This window comes from Bacillus cereus group sp. MYBKT14-1 (assembly GCF_051915185.1).
Classification (GTDB): domain Bacteria; phylum Bacillota; class Bacilli; order Bacillales; family Bacillaceae_G; genus Bacillus_A; species Bacillus_A cereus.
Window position 1 is genome coordinate 339,784 of sequence record NZ_JBQAEF010000004.1, and the last position, 17,905, is coordinate 357,688.

Consider the following 17,905-nt stretch of genomic DNA (forward strand, 5'->3'; position numbering starts at 1 on the left):
AATCATCTTCACAAAATAATAATTTATACAAAAAGAATCTCCCTTATCAGAGATACATGTTACCTACTCTCTCTGATAAGGGGATTTCTCTTTCATAATTATAATGTTATTGTGATAAACGCTACGCGTAAGTATATTTTCCTTCTTCAAAAGTGAATGACACTTTCTTCTCTTGCTATTTTCACGTAGTAAGACGCCAAACTCGGGATCCTAATTAAACGATGAAGTTACCTAGGAATCTGTCCTCTCATAAAAAGCAATTTTCGAAAAGCCTCCCCCACTTTTATATATTATAATTTAGGTGCTTTCGCCCAATCTGCAGCGAACTTTTCAATACCTTGATCTGTTAATGGATGCATAGCAAGTTGTTCAATTACTTTATAAGGAATTGTTGCAATGTGAGCCCCTGCCATCGCTACACGAGTTACATGATCTGGGTGTCTAACAGACGCCGCAATAATTTGTGTATCTAATTGATGAACATCGAATAATTCAGCAATTTTAGCAACTAATAATACACCATCTTCAGAAATATCATCTAAACGTCCTAAAAATGGAGAGACGTACGTTGCACCTGCTCGAGCAGCTAAAAGTGCTTGGTTCACTGTGAAAATAAGTGTAACGTTCGTTTTCACACCTTTTTCAGTAAGGTAGCGACAAGCTTCTAATCCTGCTAACGTCATCGGAAGTTTAATTGTAACTTTTTCATCGCCGCCGTTAATCTTAATCAGTTCCTCTGCTTGAGCAATCATCTCTTCAGCTGTAACAGCATCTGGCGTTACTTCTGCCGAAACAGACTCAACTTTAGGTACTGCCTGACAAATTTCTGCGATACGGTCTTCAAACTTAACGCCCTCTTTTGCTACTAAAGAAGGATTCGTTGTAACACCAGCTAAAACTCCAAGTTTATATGCTTTTTTTATGTCCTCAAGATTTGCAGTATCAATAAAAAACTTCATGATTTATTCCCTCCATTTTTTAAACGTCAATGAGTTAAATTTTTAAGATATTTATTTCTTTTCTACTGCATGTCCGCCAAATTCATTGCGCAGAGCTGCTACAACTTTTCCTGTAAATGTATCATTGTCTAATGAGCGGTAGCGCATTAATAGAGACATTGCGATAACAGGAGTTGCTGTTTGAAGATCTAATGCTGTTTCTACTGTCCATTTCCCTTCACCAGAAGAATGCATAACACCCTTAATTTCATCTAGTTTTGCATCTTTAGAAAATGCATTTTCTGTTAATTCCATTAACCATGAACGGATTACTGAACCGTTGTTCCATACTCTTGATACTTTTTCATAATCGTAGTCAAATTCACTTTTCTCTAGAATCTCAAATCCTTCACCAATAGCAGCCATCATACCGTATTCAATTCCGTTATGAACCATTTTTAAGAAGTGACCACTACCAGCTTTTCCAGCATATAAGTATCCATTTTCTACAGCAGTATCGCGGAAGATAGGTTCAACGATGTCCCAAGCTTCTTGATCTCCTCCGATCATATAACAAGCACCATTACGAGCGCCTTCCATTCCGCCAGAAGTTCCTGCATCCATAAAGTGAATGCCATCTTTCTTTAGTTGCTCATATCGGCGAATAGACTCTTTATAATGTGAATTACCCGCTTCAATTAAAATATCTCCTTTTGATAAAAGTGGTGTAACTTCATCGATAACAGAATCTACAACAGCGTGTGGTACCATAACCCAAAGAATTCTTGGTGATTGTAATGACTGAACAAGTTCATTTAAACTAGATGCACCTGTTGCCCCGTACTCTTTCATTTCTTCCACTGCACTTGCATTTAAATCAAATGCTGCTACTTCATGTTTATGATCCATTAAATTTTTCCCTAAGTTTAATCCCATTTTACCTAAACCAATTAATCCTACTTGCATAATATAATTCCTCCTCAAATCATCTTTTATTAAAAATTCATATCACTACAATCTGGAATACCTTGCAGCACTGATATGTACGGAAAGGTATTCACAGTCATAGCTTAAGAATTCAATACATTTTTAGTAATTTGAACAACATTTTCTGTCGTAAATCCAAATAGATTCATGACTTCAGCCCCAGTTCCTGAAGCTCCAAATGTTTCAATCGATAATATTTTTCCTTCTTGTCCTACATAACGTTCCCACCCGAGAGATACACCCATCTCAAGAGATACTCGTTTCGTTATAGAAGACGGAAGAACGGATTCTTTATATTCGTTCGATTGGCGATCGAATAACTCCCAGCTCGGCATTGCAACGATGCGAACAGAAACTTGTTCTTCTTCTAATTTTGCTTTCGCACTAGCAGCTAAGGATACTTCAGAACCTGTCGCAATTAAAATTACATCCGGATTTTCATTTGTTTGTGTTAATACGTAAGCTCCTTTAGAGAGATTCTCTATGTTCGCTTTCGTTTCATTAAACACCGGTAAATTTTGACGGCTCAGTACTAAAACGACTGGACCATCCGTTTGCTGTAAAGCATACGCCCAAGCACTTGCTGTTTCATTTGCATCTGACGGACGGATAACTGTTAAACCAGGAATTGCTCGAAGCGCTGCCAATTGTTCAATTGGTTCATGCGTTGGACCATCTTCTCCTACAGCAATCGAATCATGTGTAAATACGTAAGTAACAGGTAAATTTTGCAGTGCAGCCAGTCGAATCGATGGACGAAGGTAATCGTTAAATACAAAGAATGTACTTACGAAAGGTTTTACTCCTCCGTGGAGAGCCAGTCCATTCGCTGCCGCGCCCATTGCATGTTCACGTACACCGAAGTATATATTTCGTCCAGCATATGATTCTACTGCATATACTGCTTCACCTTTTATATCTGTCATCGTAGAATGAGAAAGATCCGCACTTCCACCGAAAATAGAAGGAATCGATTTCACATAATGATTAATAGCTTCCCCACTTGCAACACGAGTGGAAATCGTTTTTTCAGTATCAAAAGATAGAATGTCTTTCGCTTCAATTAAAACATCACCTGTAATCGCTTTTTCTAATTCATCTGCTAGTGCAGGGTTCGACTCTCTGTATGAGTTGAACTGCTCATTCCAGTCATTTTCTTTTTCAATACCTTTTTGTTTCAGTTCATTAAAATGAGCTGTTACTTCTTCAGGCACAAAGAAGTCTTCCTCATAGTGCCAACCATACACTTGTTTTGTCGCTGTCGCTTCTTCTACTCCAAGCGGGTTACCATGTGCTTTGTTCGTTCCAGCAACTTTTGGACTTCCATAACCTATAATGGTTCTAATTTCTATAAGAGTAGGTTGATCCGTATTTTCTTTCGCTAATTGAATAGCTTTTGTAATAGCATCGACATCGTTTCCATCTTCAACTCTTACATATTGCCAATGTACAGATTCTGCCCTTTTCTGCATATCTTCAGAGAAAGCAATGCCTAATTCACCATCAAGTGAAATTTCATTTGAATCATACAGTACAATTAACTTGCCAAGTTTCATATGTCCTGCCATTGACATCGCTTCATAAGCGACACCCTCCATTAAGTCACCATCTCCGACTAAAGCGTACGTATTGTGATCTATAATAGAGTGACCATCCTTATTGAACTTCGCTGCTAAATGCGCTTCTGCCATTGCCATTCCGACAGCATTAGCAATCCCTTGTCCTAACGGGCCTGTCGTCGCTTCAACTCCAGGAGTATGACCAAACTCAGGATGTCCTGGTGTTTTACTATTTAACTTTCTGAAGTTTTTCAAGTCATCAATTGAAACGTCATATCCAGCTAAATGAAGTAAGCTATACAGTAGGCTCGATCCGTGTCCCGCTGATAAAACGAATCGATCACGGTTAAACCATTCTGGGTGATTAGGATTGTGATTTAAATGATTCGCCCATAATGCATAAGCCATCGGTGCTGCTCCCATCGGAAGACCTGGATGACCTGAATTTGCCGCATTAATAGCATCAATTGATAATGTACGAATTGTATTCACTGCTAATTGATTTATGTTTTGTGTCATAGTAATCGTCCCCCTACATGCTTTCATGAAAGAAAGTACTTATTTTTCCGTCTCTTGATCTAACCACCATTTAAATCCACTTTCTTGCAATAATTCATTAGACGCATCTGGACCATATGAACCAGACTCATATTCATGAAGTGGTAATAAGTTCTCCTCGAATGCTTCAAGAATTGGTTGTACCCATTCCCATGACAATTCAACTTCTCTCCAATGTGCAAAGAATGTAGCGTCTCCACTCACCGCATCATGAATGAGTCTTTCATACGCTTCAGGTACTCCCACATCCGCTTGCTCACAAGTAAAGTTAATACGCATCGGTTCAATTTCTCCATTTTTCAATGGATTTTTACTATTTAACTGTAATGAAACGTTCTCACCTGGACTAATTTCAATTATTAATAAGTTAGGTGCTGCATTTGGATTACTATCTTGATATTGCTGTTTTAACGTATTTTTAAATTCGATTACAATACGAGTAGACTTTTCTTTCATTCGTTTTCCTGTTCGTATATAAAATGGAACGCCAGTCCAAAATGGATTATCGATCCACAGGCGAGCAGCAACAAATGTGTCTATGTTAGAAGAAGGGTTTACTCCTGGCTCCTCTTTATACGCTACAACTTGTCCGCCTTTTATTTCTCCTGAAACGTATTGACCGCGAACGATATGGTTTTGAACGTCTTCTTTTTTCACTTTACGAAGCGTCTCCATTACCTTTCGCTTTTCCTCTCGAATTTCACATGCATTAACCTTTTCCGGCAGATTCATAGCAGTCATCATTAATATTTGTAACATATGATTTTGAACCATATCTCGAATGGCTCCTGCCTGGTCATAATATCCTGCCCTTTCTTCAACCCCAACTGTTTCACTAGCTGTGATTTGTACATTCGCTATATGTTCTTTATTCCAAATCGACTGGAGAACAGGATTTGCAAATTCTAGCGCTTCAAGGTTTTGAATCATCGGTTTACCTAAATAATGATCAATACGGTATATCTCGTCTTCTTCAAACGTGCGACTAAGCTTATCATTCAGCTCACGAGCAGATGCAAGGTCGTGCCCAAACGGTTTCTCAATCATCAGGCGTTTCCATCCATCTGTTTTATCAAGTCCGCTTTCCTTAATATTTAAAGCAATCGTCTCGAAAAATTCAGGAGCAACTGAAAGATAGAACATTCTATTACCTTTTATATGTAGTTCTTCTTCCCTTTCACGAACGACTTGTAATAATCTCTCATAGTCTTCCGGCTTACTGACATCTAATGGACAATAGCGAAAATTATCTAAAAAACCTTCCAGTTCCGGAGTACCTTCTTCCCTCTGACGAGAAAACGTCTCTATTGATTCTTTTATTCTTTCTTGAAAATCTTCGTGAGATACTTGACGTCTTCCAAGCCCGATAACGGATATTTGCTTTGGAAGCTTTTGATCTCTATATAAGTTATATAGTGCGGGGTAAATTTTGCGTTTCGCTAAGTCCCCTGTCGCTCCAAATAAAACAAAGGTCATTGATTCCAATTTCAGTCCCCCTCTTGTTGTATAATCCTTGTCAATATTTTAAAAATGAATTGTACAGAAGCCCCTGTTTTTATAAAAAAACAAAGAGTTATCAAATTCCAATTCCTTTTATACCTTTCGCTTTCTAATTGTCCCCAATATTAATAGTGCCAATTCAAAGCGTTTCTACTACAACGTACTTATTTATAGAATTTTGCAAAACATTTTATATCTAATTACTTTTAGTAATTAAATAATCTTACGTCTAGTATATTAACCACATAAATTATTATCGTCAATAAATATGTCTTAAATTAAATACTATTTATTTCGTAATACTTTTCTAAGTTTATCCTGAGTTACCATTCATTTTCAAAGATAATGATCGATATAATAAATATCAGTTTCATCAAAATCTTCAATTAATTCCCCGTTAAACTCGTGAGCAGATGTTATATGATGCCCAAAAGGCTTCTCTATAATAAGACGGTTCAATCCTTTTGTAGTCCACAATCCACTTTCCTTAATATTTAAAGCAATGACATCAAATACTTCTGGTATAACAGATAGGTAAAACATGCGGTTTTCAGGATTGTTTAATTCTGTTTCACGCCTCTTTACAAGGCTCAACAAATCTTGATAGTCCTCTATATTCGCTGTATTTAATTGACAATAACGAAATGTGCTAATAAATTCTTCTACTCCTGATTCATCATCAGTAGATTTTCTAGAAAATGTAGCAAGGGATTGTTCTACCTTTGTTTGAAATTCCACATCTGACATTACCTTTCTACCAATATCGATAATCGAAATAGATTGCGGTATATTTTCATTACTAAATAGTTTGTATAAAGCAGGGTAAATTTTGCGTTTCGCTAAATCCCCTGTCGCTCCGAATAAAGTGAAACTTTAATCAGTGGGGGTTTTGTTCATTCCCACTGATTATTAGTTGAACCAATCGGGCTTTTACAGGCAGTTGCCCCCACCTAACTTCTATGATATCGCTGAATTTTGAGGTGGGGGTCTTACTGCCTGTTAATGCGGGGTAAAAGAAATGTCATTGAATCCATTTGCTATCTCCCTTTTTAAAACAATTGCTAGAAAAGAATATATTAGCTCATTCGCTACTTAGCACAACGCTCTCTCTAAATCCTCATACTTTACCAATGTTTCTTTAATACAATTTTGCCAAGAGCACGTTCTGACTCACTTATGTGGTGTGCTTTTTTTACGCCTTCTACATGTAAAGGCAACACATGCGTTACAACAGGTTTAATCTTCCCGCCCTCAATTAATTCTGTAATAAGAGAAAGTTCATATCCGTTAGGTTCAGTAAATATATGGTCACTCTCAATATTTTTCTCTCTTGATATCTCGGTTTGCGGAATTTCCATACCTTTCGGACCATAAATAGACGCTAACTTTCCATTTGGTGCAAGCACTTTATAACTATTCTTTAGTATATCTCCGCCTAATACATCAAATACAATATTGTAATTATGCAAAAGCGAAGAAAAATCTTCCGTTTTGTAATCGACGACAGTATCAGCGCCTAGATCCTTTACAAACTGCATGTTTTTTGTACTAGTCGTAGTTGCAACATGTGCACCGAAGCTTTTGGCTAGCTGAATAGCAAACGTACCTATCCCGCCAGATCCAGCATGAATTAAAACCTTATTACCCTTTTGAACATTAGCGAATTTCACTAAACTTTGCCAACTTGTTAAACCTACTAGAGGGATTGATGCCGCTTCCTCAAAAGATAGATTTCTCGGTTTTTTCGCTACATACTTCTCATCTACTGCCACGTACTCTGCATACGTACCATTTCGTTCAATATCTGGACGACTATATACTTCATCCCCCACTTTACATCCTGTTACGTTTGGCCCTATAGCAGCAACTACACCTGCAACATCCCATCCTAAAACGAGCGGGAAGTCATAAGAAATTACGTCTTGAAGTAAACCTTCACGTATTTTCCAATCCACGGGGTTTATACCAGCTGCATATACTTCAATCAGTACATCGTTGTCTCCTAATAAAGGTATTTTCATTTCAATTTCTTGTAGTACACTTTTATCACCATATTGCATAAGTCCTATCGCTTTCATTCTTTCCACTCCTTTACAATGCAGGGTAATGAGGAAGTACTTCTTCCCCTAGCTCATCTAACACTTCGTCAGCTGGGCGTTGACCATCAAATAGAGCAAGGAATAAATGATTCACACCAATACTTTTATATATATCAAGTAATTCAATTAGTGCCTTACGCCCTGTACGGTAACCTAAACGTATCGGTGTAGGACGTTCATTTGGATCTTCAGATAAATCTAAATGCATCGGTTGTATAAATGGTTTGAATACATCTGGATGATAATCCTCTACTAGTTCTCTCCATTGTCCAATTGCTCCCGCCTGATGCACCGGACTACGTGGATAATACATCCATCCATCTCCATGTTCAGCAAACCATTCCATATTTTGCTGACTAAAACCTGTAATAAAGGTTGGAACACGTTTAGACGGTTTTGGAACTAAATTCGCACCATGAACTTCTCCTAGTGTCGACTGGATAGACGGGAAGTTTTTATACAAAATCTCTTCCAAGTAAGCAAATGCTTCTCTAAACTTTTCACCTCGTGTTTCATGACTAACACCTAACGCTTTGAAATCGGCACGTCTGTCACCGGATGAAACGCCAAGCATAATTCTTTCTGGAAATAGTTGATCTAATGTAGCAATTTCTTTTGCTACACGCAATGGATGACGAAGTGACAACACTGTTGCCGACGTTCCAAATGCAATTTTCTTTGTCTTGCTTGCTAAATACGTCAAATAAATCATCATATCGTAAATTTGACCTGTTGCAGGATCACCAAAATCAGGGTCTTGCAGCAATACATCGCGAAGCCATACACCTGTAAAACCGTATTGTTCCGCTTTTTGTACTAACTCTACTTGTTTTTCCATCGTTGGAGCATGAAACTGATAATTTTCAATCGGAATGTGAACTCCTAACGTAAGTTGATCTTTCGCAAACATACGATTATATCCAAAATGGTTCGCAAACTTTTCCATGTGTTTCACTCACTTTCCCTCATTCATATAAATCTATACTTTTCATATTTCTTCTCAAAATTTATAAGCAACACTGCAACACCACATTGTTGCCGATTGTAATCGTTATAACTTTCTTTGTGCTACGAGTGTTATTATAAATCGGCCATAACATGAATAACAGTACGTACTTTAAAGTGATGTAGGCACTTTAAAGTACCTATACTAAGTGAGTAATAATAAACATAATGAATAAATCGTGCTGCAAAAATAACATCTATCCTTTCTTCAAAAAACTTTACAGTTGCTTTTGCAAATACGTTTCATTATTTCACGTACTTTCCCTTTCTTTATATAAAATTGTTACTAACCAAATTCAAAATATTATACTTATTTTTCGTACTTTGCTATGCTATAACCACGAACAGGAGGTATAAACTATGAAAGCACAAATTATCCATTCTTTTGGGGATTCATCTGTATTTCAATTAGAAGAAGTTTCAAAACCAAAACTTTTACCAGGTCATGTTCTAATTCACGTAAAAGCAACAAGTGTAAATCCAATCGATACAAAAATGCGTAGTGGTGCCGTTTCAGCAGTCGCTCCTGAGTTTCCAGCTATATTACACGGCGATGTAGCTGGTATTGTTATTGAAGTAGGAGAAGGTGTTTCGAAATTTAAATGTGGGGATGAAGTATACGGATGTGCCGGAGGTTTTAAAGAAACTGGAGGTGCACTTGCAGAATTTATGCTTGCTGATGCACGATTAATTGCTCACAAACCTAAAAATTTAACAATGGAAGCAGCTGCTGCTCTACCATTAGTTGCAATTACAGCTTGGGAATCTTTATTTGATCGTGCAAATATTAAACCTGGTCAAAATATTCTCATTCATGGAGCTACTGGTGGCGTAGGACACGTAGCCATTCAACTAGCTAAATGGGCAGGCGCTAAAGTTTTTACAACCGCTTCTCAGCAAAGCAAAATAGACATCGCCCATCGTCTAGGAGCCGACATAGCTATTAATTATAAAGAAGAATCTGTTCAAGAATATGTACAAAAACATACGAACGGAAACGGATTTGAAGTTATATTTGATACAGTAGGCGGCAAGAATCTTGATGATTCTTTTGAAGCTGCTGCGGTCAACGGAACTGTCGTAACAATTGCAGCTCGTTCAACCCATGACCTCTCTCCTTTACACGCAAAAGGACTCTCTCTGCACGTTACTTTTATGGCGTTAAAAATATTACATACAGATAAACGTGACGCTTGCGGGGAAATTTTAACTAAACTAACGCAAATAGTAGAAGAAGGACACCTTCGACCATTGCTAGATTCTAAACTTTTTACGTTTGATGAAGTTGCACAAGCACATGAATATTTGGAGTCAAATAAAGCAATTGGGAAAATAGTGTTGAAAAACGTTTGGTAACTTTCACTAAATAATACAAATAACAGCGGGATTGCTTCGCCTTATCTTTGTCTTAAGAGGCGTGCCACAATCTTAAAAGCTTTCCATCCTTTACAACAAGTAAAAAAAGAACAGCCGAATTTTTCTTATAGTAGAAAATTCGGCTGTTTGCATGTCGCAATTTGCTTTTTATATATTTCCATTAATAGATAAAATACAACTCATTTGCCTTACCATCTTTACCTTCAACAGAATATTATGTTGTTTTTAATTTTTTAAAACACACTACGTACTAATCCCCCGTCTATTCGCAACGCGGAACCATTAATTGCTGAAGAAAGTGGGCTGCTTAAGAAAGTGACAAGATTGGCAATTTCTTCTGGTCGAATAAGCCTTTGAATAATAGAGGTTGGTCGATTCTCTTTCATAAATCGCTTCTCAGCTTCTTCTATTGTCAATTGCTCATTAGGATAAAGACTATTTAACATAGTCTCCACTCCTTCCGTTAAAGTCGAACCGGGCATTATAGTATTAACAGTCACATTCGTTCCTGTCGTCAGCTCAGCTAAACTGCGAGAAAGTGAGAGTTGCATCGTTTTAGTCGCACTATAGTGAGCCATTTCTTGAGATGGCATAATAGCTGCTTCGCTAGCAATAAAGATGACTCTTCCTTCTTTTCTTTCAATCATTTTTTTCAAGTACGAGCGAGTAAGTCGAACACCACTCATAATATTGACTTCAAACAATTTAAACCAATCTTCATCAGGGATATCAAAATATTCTACAGGTTCAAAAATTCCTAAGTTGTTAATAAGAATGTCTACTTCAGGGTACTTTTCAATCACATTTTGGCACCCTTGTTCTGTTCCTAAATCAGCTACTACAGGTTGAAGAATAGCATCCGGATACTGCGCTCGAATTTCGTTTATCGTTTGATTAACATTTTCTTCACGGCGTCCATTAATAAGTACAGTAGCTCCTTCCGCTACTAATGAAGTGGCAATTGCTTTTCCAATCCCTGCCGTAGATCCAGTAACCAGTGCTGTTTTTCCTTTTAATTGCATATGCATATAGATTCCTCCAAATTCATGTGCTACATGATTGACTTACGTTGGAATACATAATTACGTTTATATTGTGGTTCACTTCTCTTATCTTTAACAGAAAATAAGCAGATCCACCCTTTTTTCGAAAGAGTATAAACGAAAATTATGTAGCTATTCCACTCTGTACGGAATTAAAAATCGAAATTATCATCATTTAGATCTACTCGATAATTCTGATTCTAATCATTGTCATGTTAAAAAATCACATCAACAGCAGAGTAAAGCTAAAACCAACTAATAAATACCATTATGATATATATTAACGATAAAGAAAATTACGCACTTTAAAGTTCCATAGGAACAAAAAAGTGCCCTATAAACTATAATTTCTAACTCTTTATATTTGCTAAAGTAGTATCTTTTTTTATCATAGAAAAGGTTGTAAAATCACACATTCTTACATACAGTTATAGGATTATTTTTATCCTAATTAACTAAAAACCATATAACACATTTGTAAAATAAAATTCTAAAAAAACCTTGCAGAAAAATTCTACAAGGTTTTTGCCTATACACACAAATTAATCACTATATTAAAATAAAAGGGTTTATAATTCATCGCAATATTATTAAATATAAGCTGCTTTAAAGGCTTGTTGGACAGCTTGTACTTCTAATGAGTCTTTACCATATAAGTTCGTTGCTACACGAATACAAGCTTCTTTTAATTCTTTAAAGTTAGAAGTCATATTTAATTCATCCGTATTTGCATAATAGAAAATATCAAACATTTTATCTTCTCCAATGCCATGTACGTTTACTCCATTATGGTTTCCACCACTAGCAATCAAGTAAGCTACTTTATTAATAATGCTAGAGTTCGTGTGTACACCACCATGATCGTGGTCAGCATCAATAGGTAAGTTATTATAATGTCTATAGTCCTCCGGATATCTAGAAGAGATAGATGATGGGTTTTTCATATCTCTAAAAATACGACCTGATTGTTCTCCCATTGTCCAATTGAACTTTCCGTTATTAGCATACTTTTCAACTGCTACTCCTAAAATATCAGATAGAGCCTCATTAATTGCACCAGCTTCTCCTGCATACTCAAGTCCAGACTCATTTCTTGTAACCGCGTGTGTAAATTCATGTCCTGCCACATCAAATGCTCTAACAATTGGATCTCCGTATACTAGCATAGCTCCATTACTAAATGCATTAAACCACTGCTTAGGATTTCCTTTATTCGTACCATTTGTGTTCCAACCATGAACGACAGAAATTACTTTTTGTCCGTTATTATCAAAGCTGTTACGGCCATATTTTTCTTGATAAAAATCATATACTTTCGTTGCTAAATAATGAGCACTAACTGCTTTAGGATCAGTAAAATTTGTAGAATTACTTGTTACTAAATCATCGAGATAACCCCATACATTTCTTCTATAATTATTATAATCTTTATAATTAGCAGTATATGTTTCAATTCCCTTACCACGAGAATAATCTGCAAGCATGTACGTTCCATCACTTCGCTGCGTAATTCCAAACGTACGATTAATACCTAAGTCATCTTTTCCTGTACCTGTTAATCTTGAAGAATCTTGTGATTTATTTGCTGTCGCAGATTGGACAATACTACTATCTACTTGTATACCCAATTTTTGCACGAGTTCTTTTAATAGATTACCACCAAAAGCATCAATTAATACTGTACCAGATACATATTCAGGTGTAGATGCACTAAAAGTAATTTGATATGCGTTGGTAGCTTTATTTGTATTTTCATCTACATATACCACTTGTTTAATTTCTGGTTCTTCAATAAATGTGAGATCATTTCCATAGATGTTGAAAAGCTGTTTCTTTGCATCCTCTTCTGATAAAGTAATAGGTTGTTTCAAATCTTCCTGTTGTTGTAAATCTTGGGCACTATCTCCCGAAATACTCGTAAGTACACCATCATCATTAATATGTGCTGTTAGTTGATATCCGTATACATCACGTCCTTCATATGTTTGTTGAAGACGCACCAATGTAGTACCATCATAAGATTTACGACTTTGCGTCACATTATAATTAACTTTGGATTCCGTATTAACTTGCTTTGAGGATAATGCTTGTTCTGTTTTTCCTTTTAGCGCATCCTTTGCTACATTTTCTGCCGATTTTTGAGAAGGTGCTGTTAAATTACCTGTTCGGAACGTATCTTCCTTTGTTTCCACTTTTAAATCTTCTGTTTCCGCATGCACTCCTCCATAGGGCATAATCGCCGATAACACCACTCCTGTAGTTAAACCTACCTTTACGAAATTATTCATATTCTTACTCCTTTATAATCTTATTATTAAGTTAAATAAATGTTTTTTCAAAATTGGAAACATAGATATTTCAAACTATCTATGTTTATCTACTGTTTATGAATTGTGATTCCTCATAATATAGATAGATTGCGTCTTTACTTTTAGATTCATTTCATTCCTCAAAAATTACTCATTATATAAGCTATCTTTATATTTATTTATATACGTTATTTTTTGTGGTTCTGATAACATATTTATCGCCATCCACACATTCTTTTTCATTTCTAATTTTTGCATTGGTATCTCTTTTAAAACCGGATTACTTATAATTTCTTCCATTTCTTCATCAATTCTTTTCATAAGATTTTCTTCTGGATTATTTTTCAAATAAGTATTTTTCAATCCCCATTTTGTCATTATAAATTCATTCGTTTTATTCATAGGATTAATAATAGTAGCTGTACTAGTTAATCGTTTTTTTATTTCATCATGATAGATTTTAATTTTATATCCTTCTTTTAGTGGAATGGTATCTTTTACAATCGTTACATTTGTCCCTTCCATTTCCTTCGTATAAATTTTTTCACCTTTCTCATTAAACAACTCTATTGATGCATATTTTTCACCTGCATAATAGCTATGAGGCGTTTTAGTAGTAACCGTAAAAACAGCTTGCTTTTGCTCTAAGTCTGTATTTAATTCGGCAAACTGGTCATCTCCTAATCCTAGGAATTGAATCGTTTGATTTACCAACCTACTCACTTTCATTTCGTTAACATCAATCGTTAGACTATTATCCTTTTCCTTTACATAGGCATAATACGAACGGAAATGATACATTCTATCCATTTTCTCACCTGAAATTTCAACCGTATAAACCCCATTTGGTACGTCTTGTAAATTGATATCTGCTGTTTCAATTGTTTTTTCTTGAACAACTGTATTCCCTTCTTTTAATTTAATCTTTCTTCCTTTCAATGTATCTATTTCATTTGTATTTAAATGGATATGCAAATTCCCTTTTAGTCCAAGCGAAGCAATTTGCTGATTCGTAACTATTTCAAAGTTAGAGTTTATCGGAATATCAGGATCAACTAGAGCTCTCGCCTTAGCTAATTGTGATTCAGGCACTATATACGCTAAAGAAGTAATTGCCGGATAACCTTTCGCCCTATTCATCTCTATTTGTTTATGATTAAGCTTAAAGCCCCATCTTTCAAAAACGGGTGTAAAATCAACTTGTACATTCTCGCTATAATACTGATTCATTAAATCCGGTAAAGAATAATCCCCCTTTTTGAAAGCAGCATTGCTAGCTAGTTTTCGATAACCTTGATACATTTTTGCAAAAGCTTCATCGCCAGCTTTTTGTTTCGCCATCGTTAAAAGAATAAGTTTTTGTCGCAAATCTAAATCATCATAATTTTTATTTTCTTTCATTAAAGCATTGTATAAATTCCGTTCTACCTGTTCCTTCTTCCCAAAATTAAATAACCAACCAACTTGATCTGCTTTTTTGCCGTATTTACTATATTGATATTGAACACCAAATAGATTATTAGAAACTTCTCCTGTAAATATTCCTTGATTATCAAAACCAGCTTGGTATCCATGAGCGATTTCATGTAAAGTTCCCCAACTTAGTTTATCTAACCACATCTTTGTACTATCTGAACTATTCGCTGTCCAATTTGCGCCATAATAGGCACCGCCAGCACCAGATATATCTGCTTTTAAGAAATAACGATTTTGACTTTTTTTATTTTCAACCGTTGAGCCATCTAAACCAATAATTGAATCATACATCGCAAAAATATCTTCATAATATGCAATTAACTCATCCAACGATTGAAAATCTTTTAAAGATCTTACTAACTCTTTATCTTTTTTAGGTACAAATAATTGAAAACTCTCCCCTTGAATTAACGCATACTCTCCATCAAATTGATCCCATGTACTAAAAAATTGAGATACACTTCCTTGTTGTTTATAAATGGGAAGAGGTTTAGTAGCACTTTCATTCCCTACTTGGTACTCAAGTACAGCGTGCTTTTCACCATACGGAGTATCTATGAAAGGAACTAAAGGCGTATCACCTTGAATGGTAATCCACTCATTTCCTACTTGTATGGATTTTTCATTTTTAGAGTCATTAGACAATAAACGTAATGTTAATTTGTCTTTAAAATTAGGATTCGTTTGTCTTACCTTTAATGGTGTATTTCTCTGCAAAATAAATCCTAAATCTTGTCGATCGTGATATTTACCCTTACTTATGCCCGCCTGAAATATCCAAGTAGGCTCTTCTAAACTAGTAATTTCTTTTACATTTGTTCGTTCATCAGCATGTAAGTGTATATTTCCTATGAGGAAAAACATTGTATACATGATGCCTATAACAAGTAGCCTTTTCATTTACATATCTCCTTTTCTATTTTTTATATACAAAATACAATAAAACCCTCCTTCTTTACTTATAACTGTCGTCAGTAAGTTACTTATTAGTGTAATTATTATAGTTACATTAGCTCATGATTATCAATCATTAAATATATGTAATTTTGCATATATGGATATAAAACCGAAATTTTTGAAATACCGTGAAATGATCCAATATTATTTCATACATTATTCAATAAAAAAACACACGAAGCCCCTTAAGTCTTCATGTGTTTTCATACATGTTATTACATTTGTAATTGAATAAATTATCTTATTCTGTAATATTAAATTTTGAAACCAGTTCCGTTAATTCTTCCACCTTTTCTTTCATTTTGTTAGATTGAATTGATATTTGTTCAATTGATACAGCTTGTGATTGAATTGATTTTACTGTTTGAAGAGTCTCTTTTTTTACATCCGTTGCAGTTTCAGAAACTAGCGAAAGAGAAGCATTTACTTCTTCTGTACCAGCAGACATCTCTTCTGTCGCTGCGGATACTTCTTGAATTTGACTTGTAATCTTATCAATATCTCTCATAATAGACAAGAAGGTTTGATTCGCTTTGTGGGCAGCTTCTTTTCCTTCTACTGCCTTCTGTTGGCCTTTTCGCATGACATTAACTGTATCTTGAGTATCTTGTTGAATGGATTTTATTAAATGATTCACTTCCTTTGCAGATTCTTTAGATTGCTCAGCCAAGTCTCGAACTTCTGCGGCAACCACTGCAAATCCTTTCCCATTCTCTCCAGCACGTGCCGCTTCAATAGCGGCATTTAAGGCAAGAAGATTCGTTTGTTCGGCAATATTAGTAATTGCAGCGAGAGCTGTATCAATCTGTTGTGTATGTGTAACAAGTTTATTTATTACTTTTGATGTTTCCTCGACAACATCATGTACACTATTCATTTGAAGAATAGAGTGATTTATCACTTCACTACCGATATTTATTCGTTCTGTAGTCGTTACTGCTACCTCAGCGACTACTGCTGAAGATTCAGCTACAGTTTGCACCCCTGTTGTAATTTCTTCCATTGAGGATGAGCTCTCCTGAATACTAGTTACCTGTCCTTCTATTTTTGTTTTTACTTCTAAAACAGTCTGTACAACCTCATTTGAAATACTAGACGCTCGATTTGTATCTTGTAATACGCCCTCCGTAGTAGAAATAACCTCTTGTGTTGTCATCTTAACATTCGCAATTAATTGTTGAAGGTTATCTAACATACTATTAAAAGACTGAACAATATGCCCTAATTCATTATTTGCTTTATAAGGAGTACGTGTTGTTAAATCTCCAGCTGCTACTTTTTCCATATCATTTTGTAGTAACACAAGTGGTTTTCGGATAGTTAATTTAATAATATATCCAATTAATATAATTATTAAAATTGCTAAAAGCGAAATACTAACAAACATTATCATTGTATTTTGAGCACTATTATTATTTTCCTTCTGTAAAAGCTCTGCATTATTACTATTATATAAAATTAATTCACGAATTGATTTTATTGATTTTTGCATATTAGGTTCAATCTCTTTTAGGTAATATGCATATGCTTCCTCATTATTAGATTTCCCTAATTCTTGCGCTTTCTTCATTTGAGTTCTTAATTTATTAAATGTTTCATAAAACGTGTTATATAATTCTTTTTCTTTAGTAGAAATAACTTTAGCCTCAAACTGCTTTAAAAGATAATCATTTTCCTGACGAATTCCGTCCATTTCTGTTATTAATTCATTCATTCTTTTTTCATCTTTTGATACCATAATTTCCATAAAGTTCATATTAACATGATAAAAATTAGATTCTACAATACCAATCCACTCAATTGGTAGTAAATTATCCTCATACATATTAGAGGAAGTACTTTTCCCTCTTTCTAATCCCCAAAACCCTATTAGGGATAATACTATACATGCAATACTTGATATAGTTATTAATATGTTTAGTTTTGTACCAACCTTACTGTTTCTTAATAATTCCAATTCACTTTCTCCATTCTAATATATAGTTTAAGTAATGTATTTTATAATAAGAATCCCAAAATTACGATGTTTATTTTGCGATATGCAATTTTGCATATCATCCACTACTAAATCAAAATAACCTAACATTGTAATTTTAG

Annotated in this window: 11 protein-coding genes and 1 pseudogene; 1 reads left to right on the forward strand and 11 read right to left on the reverse strand. The window is 35.1% G+C overall.

All coding sequences use genetic code 11. From position 1 onward, the window contains the following. Positions 1 to 290 precede the first annotated feature (290 nt). From fsa to ACTFO4_RS14185, 7 genes and pseudogenes are all read right to left on the reverse strand, one after another. Positions 291 to 959, reverse strand: coding sequence for a fructose-6-phosphate aldolase (fsa, locus tag ACTFO4_RS14155; RefSeq protein WP_063675558.1), 669 nt, complete (start codon positions 957 to 959; stop codon positions 291 to 293). A 51-nt stretch (positions 960 to 1,010) separates the two neighbouring features. Next, positions 1,011 to 1,904, reverse strand: coding sequence for a phosphogluconate dehydrogenase (NAD(+)-dependent, decarboxylating) (gene gnd / locus ACTFO4_RS14160; protein ID WP_001994033.1), 894 nt, complete (start codon positions 1,902 to 1,904; stop codon positions 1,011 to 1,013). A 104-nt stretch (positions 1,905 to 2,008) separates the two neighbouring features. Then, a complete protein-coding gene (tkt, locus tag ACTFO4_RS14165; RefSeq protein ID WP_078421347.1) occupies positions 2,009 to 4,003 on the reverse strand; it encodes a transketolase in 1,995 nt (664 codons plus the stop codon). A 39-nt stretch (positions 4,004 to 4,042) separates the two neighbouring features. Then, positions 4,043 to 5,527 carry a glucose-6-phosphate dehydrogenase gene (gene zwf, locus ACTFO4_RS14170; protein WP_017673871.1) on the reverse strand — a complete coding sequence of 495 codons (1,485 nt, stop codon included), beginning with the start codon at positions 5,525 to 5,527 and terminating at the stop codon, positions 4,043 to 4,045. 351 nt (positions 5,528 to 5,878) lie between these two features. Then, positions 5,879 to 6,415 (reverse strand): annotated as a pseudogene (locus ACTFO4_RS14175) (glucose-6-phosphate dehydrogenase); the annotation flags it as partial. Between the two features lie 251 nt (positions 6,416 to 6,666). Next, entirely contained in the window at positions 6,667 to 7,620 is a 954-nt protein-coding gene (locus tag ACTFO4_RS14180; RefSeq protein ID WP_017673869.1) for an NADP-dependent oxidoreductase, read from the reverse strand. Between the two features lie 13 nt (positions 7,621 to 7,633). Further along, complete coding sequence (locus ACTFO4_RS14185) at positions 7,634 to 8,587, reverse strand: LLM class oxidoreductase (RefSeq protein ID WP_078421355.1); 954 nt, start codon at positions 8,585 to 8,587, stop codon at positions 7,634 to 7,636. 419 nt (positions 8,588 to 9,006) lie between these two features. Here ACTFO4_RS14185 and ACTFO4_RS14190 point away from each other — a divergent pair, with 419 nt between their 5' ends. Continuing rightward, entirely contained in the window at positions 9,007 to 10,002 is a 996-nt protein-coding gene (locus ACTFO4_RS14190; protein WP_410988150.1) for a zinc-dependent alcohol dehydrogenase family protein, read from the forward strand. A gap of 254 nt (positions 10,003 to 10,256) precedes the next feature. Here the strand turns inward: ACTFO4_RS14190 and ACTFO4_RS14195 are convergent, their stop codons facing one another. The 4 genes from ACTFO4_RS14195 to ACTFO4_RS14210 all read right to left on the reverse strand — a co-directional run bounded on the left by ACTFO4_RS14195 (position 10,257) and on the right by ACTFO4_RS14210 (position 17,765). Then, positions 10,257 to 11,051 carry an SDR family NAD(P)-dependent oxidoreductase gene (locus ACTFO4_RS14195; RefSeq protein WP_000551092.1) on the reverse strand — a complete coding sequence of 265 codons (795 nt, stop codon included), beginning with the start codon at positions 11,049 to 11,051 and terminating at the stop codon, positions 10,257 to 10,259. 605 nt (positions 11,052 to 11,656) lie between these two features. Next, positions 11,657 to 13,354 (reverse strand): M4 family metallopeptidase, encoded by a 1,698-nt coding sequence (locus ACTFO4_RS14200; protein ID WP_410988149.1) that lies wholly within the window; start codon positions 13,352 to 13,354, stop codon positions 11,657 to 11,659. A 168-nt stretch (positions 13,355 to 13,522) separates the two neighbouring features. Then, on the reverse strand, positions 13,523 to 15,751 hold the full coding sequence (locus ACTFO4_RS14205) for a putative mucin/carbohydrate-binding domain-containing protein (protein WP_440014363.1): 2,229 nt from the start codon (positions 15,749 to 15,751) through the stop codon (positions 13,523 to 13,525). A gap of 298 nt (positions 15,752 to 16,049) precedes the next feature. Beyond that, positions 16,050 to 17,765, reverse strand: a complete 1,716-nt coding sequence (locus ACTFO4_RS14210; RefSeq protein WP_410988147.1) for a methyl-accepting chemotaxis protein — start codon at positions 17,763 to 17,765, stop codon at positions 16,050 to 16,052. Between the last annotated feature and the right edge of the window lie 140 nt (positions 17,766 to 17,905).

What these genes read in the sequence shown, in the direction of transcription:
- fsa (WP_063675558.1), bottom strand. Translation starts at nt 959, where the DNA reads ATGAAGTTTTTTATTGATACTGCAAATCTTGAGGACATAAAAAAAGCA.
- gnd (WP_001994033.1), bottom strand. Translation starts at nt 1,904, where the DNA reads ATGCAAGTAGGATTAATTGGTTTAGGTAAAATGGGATTAAACTTAGGG.
- tkt (WP_078421347.1), bottom strand. Translation starts at nt 4,003, where the DNA reads ATGACACAAAACATAAATCAATTAGCAGTGAATACAATTCGTACATTA.
- ACTFO4_RS14180 (WP_017673869.1), bottom strand. Translation starts at nt 7,620, where the DNA reads ATGAAAGCGATAGGACTTATGCAATATGGTGATAAAAGTGTACTACAA.
- ACTFO4_RS14185 (WP_078421355.1), bottom strand. Translation starts at nt 8,587, where the DNA reads ATGGAAAAGTTTGCGAACCATTTTGGATATAATCGTATGTTTGCGAAA.
- ACTFO4_RS14190 (WP_410988150.1), top strand. Translation starts at nt 9,007, where the DNA reads ATGAAAGCACAAATTATCCATTCTTTTGGGGATTCATCTGTATTTCAA.
- ACTFO4_RS14195 (WP_000551092.1), bottom strand. Translation starts at nt 11,051, where the DNA reads ATGCATATGCAATTAAAAGGAAAAACAGCACTGGTTACTGGATCTACG.
- ACTFO4_RS14200 (WP_410988149.1), bottom strand. Translation starts at nt 13,354, where the DNA reads ATGAATAATTTCGTAAAGGTAGGTTTAACTACAGGAGTGGTGTTATCG.
- ACTFO4_RS14205 (WP_440014363.1), bottom strand. Translation starts at nt 15,751, where the DNA reads ATGAAAAGGCTACTTGTTATAGGCATCATGTATACAATGTTTTTCCTC.